Here is a 17,420-nt window from a genome sequence, read left to right as displayed (position 1 = left end):
AGACTGTCGCCCGAAGCCTCCGGGGCGACCCCGATCAGGGGGAAACCGCGGATCAGAGCGTCGCTCTATAGTTCAGCGGCACCCAGTCGAACTTGTCGCTGTCCGTGCCGACATGGCCGATGCCAGGGAAACGCGTATGCGCGCCGGCAATGAGGTATCCCTCCTTGACCGCCTCGGCGAAGGCAGCATCGCGCGCGCTTGCAGCCGCGGCCGGGTTCTCGTCGAAGCCGATCGTCACGTCCGGCTCCTCGAACTGCACGACATCGCCGTGGGTGATGTCGCCCCAGAATACGAGCTTTTGGCCCTTGCTCTCCATGGCGACCGCGCTGTGGCCGGGGGTGTGGCCGGCACGCAGGACCGTCTTGAAGCCGGGCACCGGCTCAGCTTCGTCGGCAAAGGTCTTCAGCCTGCCGGAATCGCGGTAGGGTGAAAGCGCTTGCACGGCCATAGAAAAGAATTCCTTCTTTGCCTCCGGCGCGGCGTCGCGGTTGGCGGAACTCAGCCAAAAATCGGCATCGCGCTGGTTGAGGTGAACAGTGGCATTGAGAAAGACGATCTTTTCCCCGGCAACGAGGCCGCCGAGGTGGTCCACATGGGCATGGGTGAGAATGATGTCGTCGATCTGCTCCGGCTGGTAGCCGGCGGCGACGAGGTTGGGAACGAGCTTGCCGAGCGCCGGGCCGAAGAAGCCTCCGGCACCGGCATCGATAAGCACCAGCCGCTCATTCGTGTTGACCAGAAAGGCATTGACCGAAAGTTCGACCGGCGAGTCGAGAAAAGCCTTTGCGAGTAGCGCTGCGACCTGATCCTTGGCACCGGCGTAGAGGGTCTCGGCGGGAAACTTCGCCGTTCCGTCGGAAAGCGCCGTGATCTCGAAGTCGCCCAGCATCATCCGGTAGTAGCCTGGAGCCTGGATCTTGACTTGCTGCGCCTTCGCGGCCGCGCCGGGCGGCGCAAGTGTCGTCATTGCTGTGGGGGCCAGCATGAGGGAGAGCGTTCCCTTAAGTACCGATCTGCGAGTGGTCATCGTTCTCTCTCTCCTAGGTTTACTGCGGACGATTGATCGACAAAAGGTGGCTCACGACCGGCGCTTCTGCACCTTTGTGAAAGCGGCGGACTTCTTGCTGGACATCGGCGTCGGCCTTAGAGACGCGCCGGTGCTGGCGAAGGTGCTCGGCCCAGGATTCGACCATGAACCATTCGACGATCTTCTCCGGATCGGCAGCGTCCTCGGTGACGCCCCAGCCATACGCCCCGTCGCGACGGCGTTCGTTCGAAAGCTTCGCCAGTGCCTTCAGGAAGTCCGGACGCTCGGTTTTGTCGACTTTATACTCGATGAGGATGAGGACAGGACCGCGGTCGTTGTCGACAAGTGCGGCGACCAACGGTTCGGGCCAATGGTTTGAGGCGATAAGATCGGACTCGCCCTTCGGCAGCTTGACGAAATGGAAGAGAAGTCCGGCTGCAGCAAGGCCAATGGCACTGATATTGAGAGTGAGCGGGATGTTCAGTGCCTCAGCGACAGCGCCCCAGGCGAGACTTCCCGCCGTCATCGCTCCGTTGAAGACGGTCAGATAGACGGCCAGCGAGCGGCCCCGCACCCAATTAGGCAGGATCGCCTGGGCCGCGCCGTTCAACGTCGTCAGCGCCGTGATCCAGGCAGCGCCGAGCGCAAGAAGTGCCACGATGGCTCCCCACCGCGGCGGGGCGACCGAGAGAATTGCCATGACTGCTGCGGTAACGACTGCGGCCCCCAGCAGAAGCGCGTCGGCGTCGAACCGTGTCCGCAGCCTCGGCAAGATCAGAGCTCCACCGATCGCTCCAGCTCCGACCGCGCCAAGAAGGATGCCATAAAAGCCCGCGTCCCCGTCGAGGAGATCACGCGCGACGAGTGGAAGAAGCGCCCAGACAGCACTGGCGAATGCAAAGAAGACAGCCGCGCGCAGGAGCACAACGTGCAGCTCGCGGCTGGCCTTCGCGAAGCGGAGTCCGGCGCGGAAGGCTCCGAAGAAGCGCTCGGAGAGGACATCGTCTGGAGTTGCGGCGCGTCTCCACCACGTGAGAGCCACGATCACGAAGACATAGCTGATGACGTCGACGCCGTAGGTGACGGCCGCGCCAAACCAGGCCAGCAACAGGCCACCGACCGCCGGACCGATCGAACGGGAAATGTTGATGCCGAGGGAGTTCAGGGCGACAGCGCTTTTGACGTCCTGTCTTGCCACAAGCTCAGGAACGATCGCCTGCCATGTGGGGGCCATCAGTGCCGCGCCGATGCCGCCTACGAAGGTGAGCGCAATTAGTGAGCTGACCGACTGAAGTCCGGTTGCAGACAAGAGCATAAGACAGATGCTGGCCGCCGCAAGGAGAAGCTGGATGACGATCAGGAACTTGCGGCGGTCGAGGATATCCGACAGCACGCCTGCTGGAATCGCCAGCAGGAAGATCGGAAGTGTCGCCGCGGCCTGCACCATCGCGACGGCAGCGGGCGCAGCCGACAGGTCGGTCACCAGCCAGGAACTGGCGACATCGCGGATGAAACTTCCGGTGTTTCCGACGATCGTGGCGATCCAGAGGACGGCGAAGACCTTCTGGCGTAGCGGCGCAAAGCCACTTGTCGGTGCCGTCACATCCGTCATAGCGCACGCACCTTTCCGGAAACGGTGCGCTCGTGCAGATCATGCCAGGCGACGAGGACGAACCCGCCGGCGAGGCCGAGATGCTCGAAGAAGCCGTTGGTCGCCATCATGCGCTCCATGCCGGACGGCAGCTCCCAGAAGCGAAACGCCAGGAAGGTCGCAGCCACTGTAAAGACTGCCAGGCAAAGTGCGGCCACCTTGCGGAAGATGCCGAGAAGGATGAGCGCCGACATGGCGAGTTCGAAGACGATGACGCCGACCGCGAACAGCGGAGCTGGCGTCAGGCCAAAATGGTTCATCTCCGCGATCGCGCCTTCGAAGTCATATATCTTCATCAGCGGCCCCTGGATGTAGGCCGAACACAGGGCCAGCAGCGCCAGGAAGCGGATCGGCGGAGAGGTAAGGAGCGGCCGCGCATAGGCCGCTCCGCGGGTCTCTTTCGAAATGGTCGTCATGAAACGGTCCTTCCTAAACGGCCCAGCAGGAGCAGCCGAGTGCGCCGAAGAAGCCCTTGAGGTCCGAAATTGGCAGCTTCGATGTCCACGCCCCGGCGTGGTCGTGGCCATGCACGTTGCAGTTGCTGGCGCAGCCGCAGGTGGCCATCGCAGTCCGCCGCAGAGAACGCTTGCCCGCGCCCTCGGGTTCTCCCCACGCCGCATAACCGCCAAACATGCGCACCGGAGACCAGTCCGGCATAGCCGGCGGAACGTCATTCTCGTTGAAATCGGCGAACGTGCCGGTCCCGTAGACGATCTTGCCGCCGACCATGGTAAGCTCGGACGTTATGAACGATATTTCGTCTTCCGGGCAGGCAAAGAAATCCTTGTCGGGCACGATCAGGTCGGCAAACTGACCCTTCTCGATCCGGCCCTTCTTGCCTTCCTCGTTGGAGAACCACGTGACGTTCTCGGTCCACATCCGAAGTGCCGTCTCGCGGTCGAGGCAATTGGCGCGCGGATAGAGCTGCATGCCGCCGAGCGTCTTTCCTGTAATCATCCACGAGAGCGAGACCCAGGGATTATAGGAGGCGACCCGGGTGGCATCGGTGCCGGCGGAGACGTGCACGCCTTTCTCCAGCATCTTTGCGATCGGCGGCGTTGCCTCGGCGGCCCCATGCCCGTATCGCTCGACGAAGTATTCCCCCTGATAGGCCATCCGGTGCTGGGTGGCGATGCCGCCGCCGAGCGCGGCGATGCGGTCTATAGATCGCTCAGAGATCGTTTCCGCATGGTCGAAGAACCAGTTGAGCCCCTCAAGCGGCATGTCCTGATTGACCTTCTCGAACACGTCGAGCGCCCGTGAGATGGTCTCGTCGTACGTAGCGTGCATGCGCCAGGGCCAGCGGTTCTCAGCTAGCACACGCACGACTTCCTCAAGGTCGCCTTCCATCTCCGGCGGCATGTCCGGGCGTGGCTGGCGGAAATCCTCGAAGTCGGCGGCGGAGAACACCAGCATCTCGCCGGCACCATTGTGGCGGAAGTAGTCGTCGCCCTGCTTGTACTTCACAGAAGAAGTCCAGTTGAGGAAGTCCTGCTTCTCCTCCTTGGGCTTCTGGGTGAAGAGATTGTAGGCAAGACGAACAGTCATCTGCCCATCGTCGGCGAGCTTCTGGATGACCGCGTAGTCATCCGGATAGTTCTGGTAGCCGCCGCCCGCGTCGATGACTCCGGTGACGCCGAGGCGGTTGAGCTCGCGCATGAAGTGGCGGGTCGAGTTGACCTGGTACTCGAAGGGCAGTTTCGGCCCCTTCGCGAGCGTCGAATAGAGGATGGCGGCGTTGGGTTTCGCGAGCAGCATGCCAGTAGGATTGCCGCTGGCGTCGCGGATGATCTCGCCGCCCGGCGGGTTCGGCGTGTCCTTCGTATAGCCGACGGCGCGCAGCGCGGCACCATTGAGCAGGGCGCGGTCATAGAGATGCAGCAGGAAGACTGGCGTGTCCGGCGCGACGGCGTTGATCTCGTCAATTGTCGGCAGGCGCTTTTCGACGAACTGGTGCTCGGTGAAGCCGCCGACCGCCCGGACCCATTGCGGCGGTGGTGTGATCGCCACCTGACGTTTCAGCATGTCCATCGCATCGGCGAGAGAGCGCACCCCGTCCCAGCGCAGCTCCATATTGTAGTTGAGACCGCCGCGGACGACATGCGTGTGATTGTCGATCAGTCCAGGCAGGACGCGCTTGCCCTTCAGGTCGATCACCTTCGTCTCTGGTCCGGCAAGCGCCATGATGTCCCTGTCGTCGCCAACGGCGAGGAACTTGCTGTCCCGAATAGCGATGGCCGTGGCGTTCGGGTTCGTCCGGTCCAGCGTGGTCACCAGACCATGGTGCAGGATCAGATCGGCACTCATTGGCTTGTCTCCTGAGGTCGAAACGGGATCGGCGGCGCGCGCCGGTGAAAACAGGTTAGGGAGCGCCAGGGCGGACGCTGCACCCAGAAAACCGCGGCGGGTCGGCATTAGCTGATCTCCCGTGCAGACGGCTCGTCGCGCGCAGCAACAGGATTATGTGCGGCACCGGTCGGCAGTTCCCCGAAAACATGCGGGATGCAGTGACTATTGAACCAAGAAATGTTGACCGGATTGCCGGACATCAGGCGCTTGACCAGTGGCACTGCCTGTTCGCCGACGAGGATCCCTAATAGCCCCACCAACGCGATCACCGGCGGAGCCGGGGAGCGGACGTTGAGCAGGCTGTAGATGACACCCACGAGTAGCCCGGCCCCGAGTGAAAGGAGATACATCTTCATCGTCATTCCCTTTAACATTGGTCGTCGCCACTCCGCCCGCTGGAGGCGGCCGGAGTGGCGCTCGGCTGAGCAACCCCAGTGAAGGTCAGTGGCCTTCGGAAGCGCCGAACATGGTCTTGGCGTAGATGATACCGAGGCCGTAGGCGCCGCCGAATTTTTTGGCGATGCCGGTGGTCATGTCGTAGGTGTCGGTGCGTGCCCAATCGCGCTGCAGCTCGAGCATGTATTGGAGCGAGGTCATCGGACGGACTCCGGCTTGCACCATGCGGTCCATGGCGCGCTCATGCGCCTCGTCCGACACGTCGCCACAGGCATCGGCAATGACGTAGGCTTCGAAGCCCTGATCGAGCGCTGACAGGGTCGGGCCGACGATGCAGACGGAGGTCCAAAGGCCGCAGAAGACGAGGCGCTTCTTTCCGATTCGGTTGACCTCCTCGATCACCGCTGCGTCTTCCCAGGTATTCATGGAGGTGCGGTCGAGAAGCGGCTGTTCGGGGAAGGCATCGGTGATCTCCGCGAACATTGGGCCGGAGAAGCTCTTTTCCGCGACTGTCGTCAGGATCGTCGGGACACCGAAGCCGGCAGCCGCGCTCGCGACCACCGCCGCGTTGTTGCGCAGTTGCACAGCGTCGATCGACTTTGTGGCAAAGGACATTTGCGACTGGAAGTCGATCATGATCAGGGCGTGATCCTTGGGCGAAACGAGAAGTTTCCCGGGGGTCGGTGTCGCGGTCATGGTAGTGGCCTCTTCGGTTGGTTGCTGATGTCCGACACCATGGCGAGGACGACTGCCCATTTCTTGTAACGGATGAGGGACTTTTGAACTTTTTGATCGCCACCAAGCGCGCGACCTACGAATTGATGAGAGATCACTTGCTGCAGTTGAACCAGTAAGAGAGGTGTCAACCGTACCGTCGCATAGCGCACTCTTGGCTCCCTGACTGGAACCGCGCTTTCTTTTTCAAGCGCTCAACTGCCGGCTTCGTCTCCAGGCCCCGGGGGTGGCGCCCATCGCCTGTACGAAGGCACGTGTGAAGTGGCTCTGGTCGGAGAAGCCGCATACGCTGGCGATCTCACTCAACTGGGTTTGTGAGAACTGCAGCAGATCCACGGCCTTTTCGATGCGTTGCTGCTGCAGCCATCGATGCGGCGTCTTCCCCATCGTTTCGCGGAAGGCCCGAAGAAAAGTGGCCTGCGACAGATTGCAGGCCGAAGCGAGCTGTTCGACGGTCAGCTCACCATTCAGCTGGCTTTGGACGAGGTCCTTGATCCTGGCTTGGCAACGTGAGGAAAGCCGGCGCCCGCTGGCCGCCACGTTGCCGCGACCGTTGCCGTATTGCTGAACAACATGAACCCCAATTGCGATCGAGAGCTGGTCAACAAACAAGGCGCTCCTGTCGGCGCTTCCGTCCACTGTCGCAAACAAGGCGCCCAGCATGCCACCAAGCACAGGATCTGCGTGGGCGGCAACCGGGCGCAACTCGCTGACACTTCTCAAGTCCGCCGCGTCGGCGATCCGCTCGAGCGCGTTATGATTGATTTCGAGCAGCATGAAGTCGAAGGAGCCGCTGAGGTCAGCACAATAATCATCGGCGAAATTCCGCAGGTAGACCGCATTTTGCTCAAAATCATGAACAGTCGAATGGTGCTCTTTGATGATCCGCCGACTGTGTCCGCCTGCTGCGGAGAGACCGAGCAGATATCCGCGTCCGGTCGCTGGTGTCGTGACTCTGCCGGGCGGCGCCGAAGCCGACCTCTTGCGATGGAACGACATGTCACGGCCCTCGATCGTTCGGTCATCGTCGAGCCTGTCCATGGAGCAGCCGAGACTGTCATGTCTTTTGGTTGCTGCGATGGAAGAGACGTCCGTCATGCCTTGGGTCCCGTATTTTGAGCTTACCTGTAGCGAAAACCTCTCGACCACAAACATCGGAATAGGACCGAGGCCCTGTGCGGATCGTGGTTTCAAGAGGCAGCCTCCACTCAGGTGCGCGGAGTCGCCCTCAATCGCCGCATCATCGCCGCGACCGGGAAAACGATCTTGTACGAAATTCACGCGTTTTGAACGATGTGAGCCAATGGAGGCGATTAGACCATTAGCGGATCCAAGGCCACGCCGAACGTCCTGTTCTTTCGTCTGAAGCGTGCCGGTGTGTCGCCAGTCAGACTTGTGAAGACCCTGGTCATGTGGCTCTGATCGGCGAAGCCGCAATTGATCGAGACCTCAGCAATCGACAGGTCCAACAACAACATTTCCTTGACCCGCGCGACCCGGTACTCGGTCAGCCACTTTGAAGGGGTGCGCCCAAAGCTCTCCTTGAAAGCCTTGTTGAAATAGCTGCGCGATAATCCGCAGCGAGAAGCCAGATCTCCAATCGAAAACGGTTTGTTGAAATGGGAAGCCAAAAAGTCCGTAGCGAGTCTTTCCTGCCAAGGCGACAGAGTCCCTTTTTTGTCCACGGGGAAGTGCAGCCCGCCATAGGTTTGACTGAGGTGCGCCAACATGGCGAGATTGATCTGCTCCAGAAACAGAGGATTGGCGTCGCTAGGATCGTCAAGCGATGGCAGCAATGCCTGGGCAAGGCCGTGCATGACCGGATCTATGCGCCCCTGGACACAAGCGAGCGCCATATATTCGCTACGGCCCACCTCTTCCGCGAAGGCACGCATGCGGGAAAACGGAATGTGGAAGCGGATATTGTCGAACGGCGAGAGATGATGGCACTGCCACTGGTCGCGTAGGTCGGTGATTGCCAGCGACGCCTTTGCGTGTCCGCCCTCGTAAACCAATTCGCCACGTCGCCATAGCCGATGGGTATCGAAGTCACGAAGCTGAACAATAACGCCAAATGCGTCTGTGCAGGGGATGGCCGGTGCGACGTCCAGATCAAACCGATCGGAATAGGTCCTCGTAACGTTGATATCGCCGGCAGCAATCGACTTGACGATCGGGCCCGGCACACGACCTGCGGCGTTCAATGCTTCGTGCAGGGCCATCGACGTGGTCTCCCGATTTCTGGCTAGGCGCGATACACCGTTGTTTCGGATCCTACAATAGTCCAGGGTTCGATTGCGGTGCTACAATAGTCCAAAGTTAGAATGCGGAGCGGCCCTCATTCGCACACGAAACCGAAACCGCTGTCAATGCAGCCAACGCGCCCGCCAGGCTGCCGGGGTGGTACCCGCCACTCGACGGAAAACCTTGGTAAAATGATCCTCGTCGGTGAAGCCGCACCCGGTGGCGATCTCTGCAAGTGTCAAAGAACGCTCGCCGAGGTACTGCTTGGCACGTGCTGTTCGATAGCCCAGTAGCCACTGTTTCGGCGTCTGGCCCGTTACGCGTTTGAAGCTTTCGATAAAGCGACGGATGGAAACACCAGCCGCCGAAGCTGCTGCCGCCATTGGGAATTGATCGGCAAAATGGTCGATCATGAAGTTCTTTGCTGCCCTCTCCTGCCAAACAGTAAATTGTGTTAAACGGGGTCCCCCCTGACCGCCATGATCGCCGTAAGCGTGGAGCAAGTGGGCACAAATGGCGATGGCAATGTGCTGTAAGACCGCAGTGTGGGAATTTCCTTGCCGCTCGAACAGCGGCAGAAGAGCCGCTCCGAGATTGCGCAACACATCGTCGTCTTCGCCGCGACGGCATCTAAGCGTGGTTGCTCTTGGGGCAGCCGAGAACTCGCTTACTTCCCGAATGAGCTCTCGCGGCAGTTGGAAGGCGAGGGAATCGAGATCGCTGAACAGCCGGATGCAGGCGCCATGAGCGAGATCGACGAGGCAAACGGAGCCCTGCCGGAAGCGGAGAGTCTCGCTCTCGGTGCCATCGGGAGCAACGTCGCAATGATACGCATCCTTGAGGTACAGCATCAGAAAGTATGCTGAATCGGGCGGCAAGGATACCAAGCGGTTGGCCTCCCCGTTGAGCCGCCATTCCAGGCGCGTCACGGAAAACCCGGCGTCCCGAACCGGTCGAGCCGGGAGGCATGGAGCATACGGCAGCCCAAAATGTGCGCCGACGCCCTCTTCCGTTCCGGTCCTTTGACTCATTCGCGCCTCCAAACAAATCTGCTTTTCTGTTGCGAGAGGTCCGGTAGCGACCGGCCGAGGGACCGTATTCGCGATTCGGAAGACCCAAAAGATCTCGACAACAGAAGGGCCGCATATAGGCCGTTCAAGTCCGATTCAAAGGAAGCATGCCTGAGGGCGTCGTCAAATTCTTGTAACATATGCTCGCCTTTTGCCGGAAAGGACGCCTTCCGACGCGAAAAGAGGACTTGAGTTCGCCTTTTCTTCACAGCGGGCGCGTATGGGTAACATATCTTTCGAAGAAGTCCGAGAATCTCGCAACGCGCATCGGCAGTTTCTCGTAGGGCGGATAGTACAATGTCAGCCAGAGCTCCGGAGGCTCCCACTCGGCAAGGACCTGCTTCAGCGCGCCGCGCGCTAGCGCATCGCCGACGATGAAATGCGGCAGCAGGGCTAAGCCCTGCCCGTCTTCCACCAGTTTGGCAATTAACTCGCCGTTGTTCGCCGCCAGCACTTTGCCGGCGAACGCCTTGCGGGTGCGCCCACCGTTCGTCAGCTCCCAGGTCTCGGAGATCGCCTCCTCGTCGTAGGCGATACAGCCATGTCGACTGAGATCATCGGGCGTCTCAGGTGTTCCGAAAATGGCGAGATAGCCTGGGGAGGCGACAAGGATGCGCCGCACGCGACACACTTTTCGCCATATTGTCGACCTGTCGCGCGGCGCCTCCGAAACTCTCAATGCGAGATCGAAACGCTCGGACACGATGTCGATGAAGCGGTCGGTTCGAGACAGCGAAACGCTTACCTGCGGATGTTCGGCCCGAAACCCTGAGACGATGTCCGGCAGCAGTTGTTGGCCGAGTGAAAGCGGCGCATTGATGCGGATGAGCCCGGCCACGTCCCCTTGCTCTTCGCGCAGATCGTCCCTCACTTGGTCGAACTGCCTGATCAGTGGCTCTACGCGCGCCGCGTAGACGGCGCCGGCCGACGTCAATGAAACCTGACGTGTGGTGCGCAGCAGGAGCTGCACTCCCAGGCTCTGCTCCAGCGCGCTGACGGAGCGGGTCACGGTCGGCGGTGTCATCGACAACTGTCGCGCCGCCGCGGTGAAGCTGCGTTGCTGCGCTACGGCCAAGAAAACCCGGATGTCGCTTAGATCGCCCATGCCTATATTATTGCAATTTTCGCAACAAATTTGTCAATATTATTGCTGTTCACTTTCATGAGGACCTGAGCGATTTTCTCTCCAGATCAGGCGATACACGCTAGCCGAGGGAACTTGCCATGCTCACACAGATCAAAGGCCTTCATCATCTCACGTCGATGGGCGCCAGCACCCAGGAGAACAGCGACTTGCCAAGGCGCTCGGCCGCGCCGCGTAAAGAAGACTGTGAATTTCGACGACCCGGAGGTCTATCGCAGTCGATGGCGCCCGCGGCCCGGTTGGGCAACACAGAGGTCGACCCGGACAAGGCGATCACGGGCTTCCACCGGACAAGTCTGCCTCTAAAGGATGCCGGTGCAACGCGCGAGCTAATCAGCTTCATGGGTTACCAGGAGGTGGATCGCAAAGGCGACCGGTCGAGCTTCGCCGCCAGCGGCGGCAACGGCGCCGACGTCATCGCTCTGGAAACAGTTCCCAAGGCCGATCTCGCCGCCTCGGCGCTGGCTCGGTGCATCACATCGCCTTCGCCGTGGACGATCGGGCGGCTCAGCTCGAGGTTCGCAAGGCTCTGATGGACACCGGCTATCAGGTAACGCCTGTCATAGACCGTGACTACTTCTGGGCGCTCTACTTCCCCACGCCCCGGGGCGTGTTGTTCGAGATCGCGACCAACGAGCCGGGGTTTGACCGCGATGAAGACACCGCACACCTCTGTGGGGCAGTGAAGCTTCCCACGCGCTACGAGCCTTATCGCGACCAGATCTCACGCCGTCTAAAACCGATCAAAGACTGACCAACTTCGGGGCCGCAGCAGTTCGCGTCCAGCCCGACGGAGAAGACCACGATGACGATCTCATCCTGCCGGATGCCGGAGTTATTTCGCCGCGAGGGGACGTGTCGGAATTTGGCGCGCTGCGCTTCTTTCGTCGGACGAGCGAAGGCTCCTACGACATGGAGGACCTGACCTTGCGAACAGAAAAGATGGCCAGATTCATTGCCGCCCACAAAGCAGCAAATCCGGGGCGGCCAATATACGGGCTCGGCTATTCGAACGGGGCAACCATCCTTGCGTCCGTTTTGTTCAAGAATGCCGGCCTTTTCGACCGAGCTGCCCTGCTGCATCCACTCATTCCATGGATCCCCCCGAACAGCGAGCAGTTGAAAGATCGACCAATCCTGATCACCGCGGGGCAACGCGACCCGATCTGCCCGCTCCCCCTCTCAGCGCGGCTGGCCGACTACTTCGCGGCACAGAAGGCCCGCGTCGAGGCATGTTACCATTCCGGCGGACATGAGATCCGACCGGAGGAATTGGAAGCATTGCACGCGTTCCTGACGTAATAGACGCGCTTTCCGATGTCGCTGGTGCTCGCCGGAGCCGGGGCAGGCCTCGAGTTCATGTATTTTCACGGCCATGCTGGTGAAGATCTGGCAAAACACGCAAAGCAATCAGGGTTCGGCTCTGGTCGACCGCTTGCGTCCGGGTCCCTGCACGGCGAACAATTGCGCGAGTAGAATGGCGGCTCGTCGATGTCGGCGTCTAAACGGAGCGGTCTCACAGTTCCAACTGTGAACGCAGCGCTAGACCAGCTACAGAACCTTGGAATCGTCGAAGAAGCCCCGGCGACGCCGAGGCCGGGTGTTCGTTTATCGCGCGTACATGGACGTTCTCAGCGACAGCGCGGGCAGCTAGCATTGAGCGTGCATACAGCTGGTGGGCTCCAATCGCTTCGTTATGCGATCCTTTAGCACAGAAAGGGAACAAGCCAGGCGCGAGGCTCGTGGCGAACGGCTGCCATCGCCTGAGTTTGCCCCTCTCTCCGCCGAACCGGAGCCAGTCAAGATCTTTGTCACCAACTGCCAAGCGGGTGTAGCGCGCTTCCCACCCAGGGAGGTCGCCATGAAAGCAATGCCGTTTAAGGATACTAACCGGCAGGCGCTTCGGGTAGCGTGCACATCAGGATTAGGAGGGCACATGGGTCTGTCAGATATTTTCGGTCGTGTGGTCGCGCTGATCGGCGCTGCGGCTATCCTTTTGCGGCGCCAGGACAGCGATTCTCTGGAACCAGCTTATGGCAGTACCCCGAAAATCCCGAAAGCCAAGCCGCAGGGTATTCCGACACTGAAGATGCCGACAGCCAAGGGATGGGCCGCGGAGCAGATGCCTACTGCGGCGGCCGGGCTCAAGGTGAACGCATTTGCGGCCGGGCTCAAACATCCGCGGTGGATTCATGTGCTGCCGAATGGCGACGTACTGGTCGCTGAGGCACTGAGCGAGCCGGGGGGCATCAAATCCGCCTTCGACTACGCCGTGTTCAGCACGATGAAGCGCGCGGCCGCCGTGGGCGCAAGTCCAAATCGCATCACGCTGTTGCGTGATGCCGATGGCGACGGCGTGGCCGAAGTGCGCCCGGTATTTCTCGACGGACTCCGTCAGCCGTTCGGCATGGCGTTGCTGGGCGATACGCTGTACGTCTGCAACACAGATGGGGTGGTTGCGTTCCCGTATAGAACGGGCGACACGCGTATCAGCACGACCGGACGAAAGCTGGCTGACCTCAAGGCCGGCGGGCATTGGACGCGAAGTCTGCTTGCGAGTCGCGATGGACAAAAGCTCTTTATCGGCGTCGGTTCGCTCAGCAACATAGGCGAGCGCGGAATGGCGGTCGAGGAAGGACGGGCCGCTATCCACGAGCTTGACCTCAAGAGTGGTGAGCACCGCATATTTGCCTCCGGCTTGCGCAACCCCGTGGGCATGGCGTGGGAGCCAACAACAGGTGCACTCTGGACGGTGGTTAATGAGCGCGATGGCTTGGGCGACGAGACGCCTCCCGACTATCTGACATCAGTGCGCGACGGCGGCTTCTATGGATGGCCCTATTGCTATTGGGGGCAGATCGTCGACGACCGGGTGCCTCAGGACCCGGCGATGGTCGCAACCGCTATAACACCGGACTATGCCTTGGGTGGACACACTGCATCACTTGGCCTTTGCTGGCTTCCCGCAGGCATTCTGCCCGGCTTTTCGGAGGGCATGGTCATCGGCCAGCATGGTTCTTGGAACCGCAGCACACTGAGCGGCTACAAGGTTGTCTTCGTGCCATTCGTGAATGGACGCCCGGCCGGGCCGGCGCGTGACATTCTGACGGGTTTCCTTTCACCCGACGAGCGAGCGTCCTATGGACGGCCGGTTGGAGTTGCCATCGGCCCTGACGGCTCCCTGTTGGTGGCGGACGATGTCGGCGATGTGATCTGGCGCGTGACGGGCAAGGCGGAGCGCGGCTGAATGCACAACGGGTGCCGCGCGCCGCACCGATATGGGATTGCACGCTACCGCGAAGTTCTGTTGAGCTGTCGCGCACCTATCACCGGCGGATAGGTCGCTGGTTGGCCGATTAACGACACCGCTTGGAATGTCCGGGTACTGCCCCCAAAGCCGCTCTTCGCGTCTGCGTTCCCAATCGCGGAGACCGTAAAGGCTCAGCCGAGGGCGTGACTTGCCAAGCCGTAGAGGTTCGACCCTGGTACCACGTCGGCGCGGCCTTTGCCCCGACGCGACATTGCGAGCACCGTATCGAACACGGCCAGGCCGGACTGGGAGAGAAATGTCGCGAAAGGGCCGGTCTCGACCGGGGTGTCCAGCCTCAGAAACTGGTTTTCGTGTGCGGCGACATGCCGTCGGATCACTGCGAGGGCGTCGGCATCAGAGTCTGCAACGACCGGGCCGATAACATGGCCCCTGCCAAAAGGACGACAAAGCGCGAAAGCCTCCAGCCGACCGCCACGAAATAGGCCGTAACCGACCGATTGCGCGAAGAGTTTGCCGATCAGAGTCGTCCGCGAAACGCCGAATGCCCCTGCATCCAGCTCAGCGACGGCGGCAAGGTCCTCGCCTTCCAGTCGCCTGACCGGTGGCTGCTCCGTCGTTGCGGTCGAGTCGGCCTGGCGGACGATGCCCTGGCATTGGTATATGGTCCGCATGGGCTGGAAATCGAGCGAATGATAGAGCCGGCGGGAGGCCCTCGTTGCATTGAGTCTGAGATTGCGTCCGCAGCAATCCCAAAGCACGTGTTCCATGAGCCAGCGTGCGGTGCCGTTTGACTGCAGACGCGGGGAAGTGATCACCATGCCTATGGTGGCGAAATCGTCGCCATGTGGGAACCACATGGCCGAACCTGTTAGCCTGCCAATGTCGTCGTGTGCGACATAGCCGCGGCCGCAGTCGCGCAGAAACTGCAAGTCCTCGGAGCGGAGAGGCCAACCGACGGAAACGGACAAGGCATGCAACTGCTCGAGATTGGCGCTCTCAATTGTAGCCACGTGCATTTTGAAGCTGTCGATCAACTTGGATTCGGATGCCGGTGCGTCCACCACTTGCCTCCCTGCCATTGCTTTTGCTTTCGTCTCGTCTTCACCAATTCAGTTCCGGCCAGGCAACGGCGAAAGCTTTTCAATTGTTCACAATAAAGCCCGCCGCTCGACAGGTTTCGCTCGAGAGCGCATTGCGCGCACAACAATCCTCCGAATTCGATGCGCTTTCGGCATGTAAATCGTTCGCAGGCTTCTAAGCTATCTAGGAGAAGCGAGATAGCGGTCGCTTGCCCGTCATCTCATGCATGGCGACGCGATACAAACCTTTCGTTGCGGACGCATGATCGACGGCAGATATTGACAAGCCGGGCATGTTGCGAGGACACCAATGCAGGCAGCGGAAATACTAGGGAAGCTCGTCGGCTTTCGCTCCGTCGTGGGGCTACCTAACAACGACGTCGTGTCCTGGATCCGCGGCTATTTGGAAAGCCACGGCATCGCAGTGGATGTCCTTCCCGGTCCGGAGGGCGATCGGTCCAACATCTTCGCCACCATCGGGCCAAAAGAGGCGCGTGGCTATATTATCTCCGGCCATATGGACGTCGTTCCGGCGGCGGAGACCGGCTGGACGAGCGATCCCTTCCGCCTTCGCGTCGAGGCGGACCGGCTCTATGGCCGCGGCACCACCGACATGAAGGGTTTCCTTGCGGCCGTTCTCGCAGCCGTTCCGAAGCTTGCGGCAATGCCGCTTCGTCGGCCGCTGCACCTCGCCTTGTCCTATGATGAGGAGGCAGGCTGCCGCGGCGTACCACACATGATCGCACGCCTGCCGGAACTTTGCCGCCAGCCGCTCGGCGCGATCATCGGCGAGCCGACCGGCATGCGCGCGATCCGTGCCCACAAGGGCAAGGCGGCGGCACGGCTGACGGTCAGGGGGCGTTCCGGGCATTCTTCGCGCCCGGATCAGGGGCTGAATGCGATACACGGCGTAGCAGGCGTGCTGACCCAGGCGGTCGCGGAAGCCGACCGGCTGGTCGGCGGCCCCTTCGAGCATGTCTTCGAACCGCCCTACTCCTCCCTCCAGATCGGAACGGTAAAGGGCGGTCAGGCGGTCAACATCATTCCGGACAGCTGCGAGGTCGAGTTCGAGGCCCGAGCGATTTCCGGCGTCGACCCGGCAGAGCTGCTGGCGCCGGTGCGAAAGACCGCCGAGGCGTTGACGACACTAGGCTTCGAGGTGGAGTGGCAGGAACTCAGTGCCTATCCGGCGCTTTCGCTTGAACCTCACGCTCCGCTGGCGGCCCTGCTCGAGGAGTTGACTGGCCGCGAAGCTCTCCCCGCCGTCAGCTACGGCACCGAGGCGGGCCTTTTCCAACGGGCCGGCATCGACGCGATCATCTGCGGCCCCGGTGACATTGGGCGCGCCCACAAGCCAGACGAATACATCCTCATCGATGAGCTCATGGCATGTCGGGCGATGGTCGAGGCGCTCGGCGCCCGCTGCACAGCGTAAGGAGACGCGCCATGGCCTTCCTCTTCAACTCCGATGCGAAGCGCGGCGCGATTTTCGCCGAAACATTCGCGCGCGAGCTGCCCGACATTCCTTTTGCCGTGGATCCCGCAGCGGTGGATCCCGATGCCGTGCGGTACCTGATCACCTGGACGGTGCCGGACAATCTCGCACGCTATCGCAGCCTCGAAATCCTCTTCTCGATCGGCGCCGGCGTCGACCAGTTCCGCATCGACGCGGTGCCGCCGCATGTGCGGGTAGTGCGCATGGTCGAGGACGGCATCGTTCGGATGATGCAGGAATATGTGACACTTGCCGTGCTCGCGCATCACCGCAACCTGCCGGCCTATCTCGAGCAGCAGCAAGGCGAAAATTGGCAGGCCATTGCCCCGGTCCAGGCGGTCGAACGCCGCGTCGGCGTGCTCGGGCTCGGCATGCTCGGAACTGCGGTACTCGATCGGCTGAAGCCTTTCGGCTTTCCGCTCTCTGGCTGGAGCCACAGCCCGCATGAAATCGAAGGCGTGAGGTGCCTAAGCGGCCGGAACGGTCTCGACACTTTGCTGGGCTCGACCGACATTCTCGTCTGCCTCCTGCCGCTCACCGACGAGACGCGCGGCTTCCTTAATGCCCAACTCTTTGCTCGGCTCCCGGCCGGTGCAGCACTCGTCCATGTCGGCCGCGGCCCTCAACTCGATCACGACGCACTTGTCGAGGGACTCGATAAAGGCCATCTCTCCGGCGCCATGGTCGATGTGACCGACCCCGAACCGCTTCCTTCTGGTCATCGCTTCTGGACCCACCCGAAGATCCTGCTGACGCCGCACATCGCGAGCGTCACCCAGCCGGAAACCGCCGCCAGAGCCGTGATCGAGAATATCAAACGGCACCGGCAAGGTCTCGAGCCGATCGGGCTGGTCGACCGTCGCCGCGGCTACTGAGGCGCGTCGAACCAGATCGAAGCCATATGCCGGTTGTCCTGTACCCGCTGGGCGGCATGCATCAAGTTCTAAACCCAGGAAAGG

14 protein-coding genes and 3 pseudogenes are annotated in these 17,420 nt (G+C 61.3%); 6 read left to right on the top strand and 11 right to left on the bottom strand.

Going from position 1 to position 17,420, the window contains the following annotated elements; translation table 11 throughout:
• Window positions 1-52 precede the first annotated feature (52 nt).
• The 10 genes from JOH52_RS27270 to JOH52_RS27225 form a co-directional block, all read right to left on the bottom strand.
• The gene (locus JOH52_RS27270) at window positions 53-1,027 is read right to left on the bottom strand and encodes an MBL fold metallo-hydrolase (RefSeq protein WP_010967956.1); all 975 of its coding nucleotides are present in this window, start codon (window positions 1,025-1,027) and stop codon (window positions 53-55) included.
• A 19-nt stretch (window positions 1,028-1,046) separates the two neighbouring features.
• Window positions 1,047-2,639, bottom strand: coding sequence for an MFS transporter (locus JOH52_RS27265; protein WP_014531374.1), 1,593 nt, complete (start codon window positions 2,637-2,639; stop codon window positions 1,047-1,049).
• Window positions 2,636-3,094, bottom strand: coding sequence for a DoxX family protein (locus JOH52_RS27260; RefSeq protein WP_010967958.1), 459 nt, complete (start codon window positions 3,092-3,094; stop codon window positions 2,636-2,638). Before JOH52_RS27260 ends, JOH52_RS27265 begins: the two co-directional genes overlap by 4 nt.
• Before the next feature lie 13 nt (window positions 3,095-3,107).
• A complete protein-coding gene (locus tag JOH52_RS27255; RefSeq protein WP_014531373.1) occupies window positions 3,108-5,093 on the bottom strand; it encodes an amidohydrolase in 1,986 nt (661 codons plus the stop codon).
• Window positions 5,093-5,383: a XapX domain-containing protein gene (locus JOH52_RS27250; RefSeq protein WP_014990228.1), complete on the bottom strand. Its 291-nt coding sequence runs from the start codon at window positions 5,381-5,383 to the stop codon at window positions 5,093-5,095. The genes JOH52_RS27255 and JOH52_RS27250 overlap by 1 nt, the downstream gene beginning before the upstream one ends.
• A gap of 85 nt (window positions 5,384-5,468) precedes the next feature.
• On the bottom strand, window positions 5,469-6,119 hold the full coding sequence (locus JOH52_RS27245) for a hydrolase (RefSeq protein ID WP_014531372.1): 651 nt from the start codon (window positions 6,117-6,119) through the stop codon (window positions 5,469-5,471).
• Window positions 6,120-6,344: 225 nt separating this feature from the next.
• Entirely contained in the window at window positions 6,345-7,256 is a 912-nt protein-coding gene (locus JOH52_RS27240; RefSeq protein WP_010967962.1) for a helix-turn-helix domain-containing protein, read from the bottom strand.
• 215 nt (window positions 7,257-7,471) lie between these two features.
• Entirely contained in the window at window positions 7,472-8,380 is a 909-nt protein-coding gene (locus JOH52_RS27235; RefSeq protein WP_010967963.1) for a helix-turn-helix domain-containing protein, read from the bottom strand.
• 144 nt (window positions 8,381-8,524) lie between these two features.
• Complete coding sequence (locus JOH52_RS27230; RefSeq protein ID WP_014531370.1) at window positions 8,525-9,433, bottom strand: helix-turn-helix domain-containing protein; 909 nt, start codon at window positions 9,431-9,433, stop codon at window positions 8,525-8,527.
• Between the two features lie 244 nt (window positions 9,434-9,677).
• Entirely contained in the window at window positions 9,678-10,577 is a 900-nt protein-coding gene (locus JOH52_RS27225; RefSeq protein WP_014531369.1) for a LysR family transcriptional regulator, read from the bottom strand.
• 293 nt (window positions 10,578-10,870) lie between these two features.
• Here JOH52_RS27225 and JOH52_RS27220 point away from each other — a divergent pair.
• The 4 genes and pseudogenes from JOH52_RS27220 to JOH52_RS27210 all read left to right on the top strand — a co-directional run.
• A pseudogene (locus JOH52_RS27220) lies at window positions 10,871-11,370 on the top strand (VOC family protein); the annotation flags it as partial.
• Between the two features lie 62 nt (window positions 11,371-11,432).
• Window positions 11,433-11,918, top strand: a pseudogene (locus JOH52_RS27215) (alpha/beta hydrolase); the annotation flags it as partial.
• 183 nt (window positions 11,919-12,101) lie between these two features.
• Window positions 12,102-12,270 (top strand): annotated as a pseudogene (locus JOH52_RS36235) (Fic family protein); the annotation flags it as partial.
• 282 nt (window positions 12,271-12,552) lie between these two features.
• The gene (locus JOH52_RS27210; RefSeq protein ID WP_017265537.1) at window positions 12,553-13,863 is read left to right on the top strand and encodes a PQQ-dependent sugar dehydrogenase; all 1,311 of its coding nucleotides are present in this window, start codon (window positions 12,553-12,555) and stop codon (window positions 13,861-13,863) included.
• Window positions 13,864-14,057: 194 nt separating this feature from the next.
• Here the strand turns inward: JOH52_RS27210 and JOH52_RS27205 are convergent, their stop codons facing one another.
• Window positions 14,058-14,948 (bottom strand): GNAT family N-acetyltransferase, encoded by an 891-nt coding sequence (locus JOH52_RS27205; RefSeq protein WP_014531363.1) that lies wholly within the window; start codon window positions 14,946-14,948, stop codon window positions 14,058-14,060.
• A gap of 328 nt (window positions 14,949-15,276) precedes the next feature.
• On the opposite strand from JOH52_RS27205, the gene argE reads away from it, so the two are divergent.
• A complete protein-coding gene (argE, locus tag JOH52_RS27200) occupies window positions 15,277-16,401 on the top strand; it encodes an acetylornithine deacetylase (protein ID WP_013845663.1) in 1,125 nt (374 codons plus the stop codon).
• Between the two features lie 11 nt (window positions 16,402-16,412).
• Window positions 16,413-17,336: a 2-hydroxyacid dehydrogenase gene (locus JOH52_RS27195; protein WP_014531362.1), complete on the top strand. Its 924-nt coding sequence runs from the start codon at window positions 16,413-16,415 to the stop codon at window positions 17,334-17,336.
• Window positions 17,337-17,420: the final 84 nt, after the last annotated feature.

The sequence above is a fragment of the Sinorhizobium meliloti genome (genome assembly GCF_017876815.1).
In the GTDB taxonomy this organism is placed as follows: Bacteria; Pseudomonadota; Alphaproteobacteria; order Rhizobiales; family Rhizobiaceae; genus Sinorhizobium; species Sinorhizobium meliloti.
Note: the sequence above shows the minus strand (reverse complement) of the source record. Positions and strands in the feature narration are given on the sequence as shown.

Coding starts and splice junctions, on each gene's coding strand:
- JOH52_RS27270 (WP_010967956.1), bottom strand. CDS start 1,027: ATGACCACTCGCAGATCGGTACTTAAGGGAACGCTCTCCCTCATGCTG.
- JOH52_RS27265 (WP_014531374.1), bottom strand. CDS start 2,639: ATGACGGATGTGACGGCACCGACAAGTGGCTTTGCGCCGCTACGCCAG.
- JOH52_RS27260 (WP_010967958.1), bottom strand. CDS start 3,094: ATGACGACCATTTCGAAAGAGACCCGCGGAGCGGCCTATGCGCGGCCG.
- JOH52_RS27255 (WP_014531373.1), bottom strand. CDS start 5,093: ATGCCGACCCGCCGCGGTTTTCTGGGTGCAGCGTCCGCCCTGGCGCTC.
- JOH52_RS27250 (WP_014990228.1), bottom strand. CDS start 5,383: ATGAAGATGTATCTCCTTTCACTCGGGGCCGGGCTACTCGTGGGTGTC.
- JOH52_RS27245 (WP_014531372.1), bottom strand. CDS start 6,119: ATGACCGCGACACCGACCCCCGGGAAACTTCTCGTTTCGCCCAAGGAT.
- JOH52_RS27240 (WP_010967962.1), bottom strand. CDS start 7,256: ATGACGGACGTCTCTTCCATCGCAGCAACCAAAAGACATGACAGTCTC.
- JOH52_RS27235 (WP_010967963.1), bottom strand. CDS start 8,380: ATGGCCCTGCACGAAGCATTGAACGCCGCAGGTCGTGTGCCGGGCCCG.
- JOH52_RS27230 (WP_014531370.1), bottom strand. CDS start 9,433: ATGAGTCAAAGGACCGGAACGGAAGAGGGCGTCGGCGCACATTTTGGG.
- JOH52_RS27225 (WP_014531369.1), bottom strand. CDS start 10,577: ATGGGCGATCTAAGCGACATCCGGGTTTTCTTGGCCGTAGCGCAGCAA.
- JOH52_RS27210 (WP_017265537.1), top strand. CDS start 12,553: ATGGGTCTGTCAGATATTTTCGGTCGTGTGGTCGCGCTGATCGGCGCT.
- argE (WP_013845663.1), top strand. CDS start 15,277: ATGCAGGCAGCGGAAATACTAGGGAAGCTCGTCGGCTTTCGCTCCGTC.
- JOH52_RS27195 (WP_014531362.1), top strand. CDS start 16,413: ATGGCCTTCCTCTTCAACTCCGATGCGAAGCGCGGCGCGATTTTCGCC.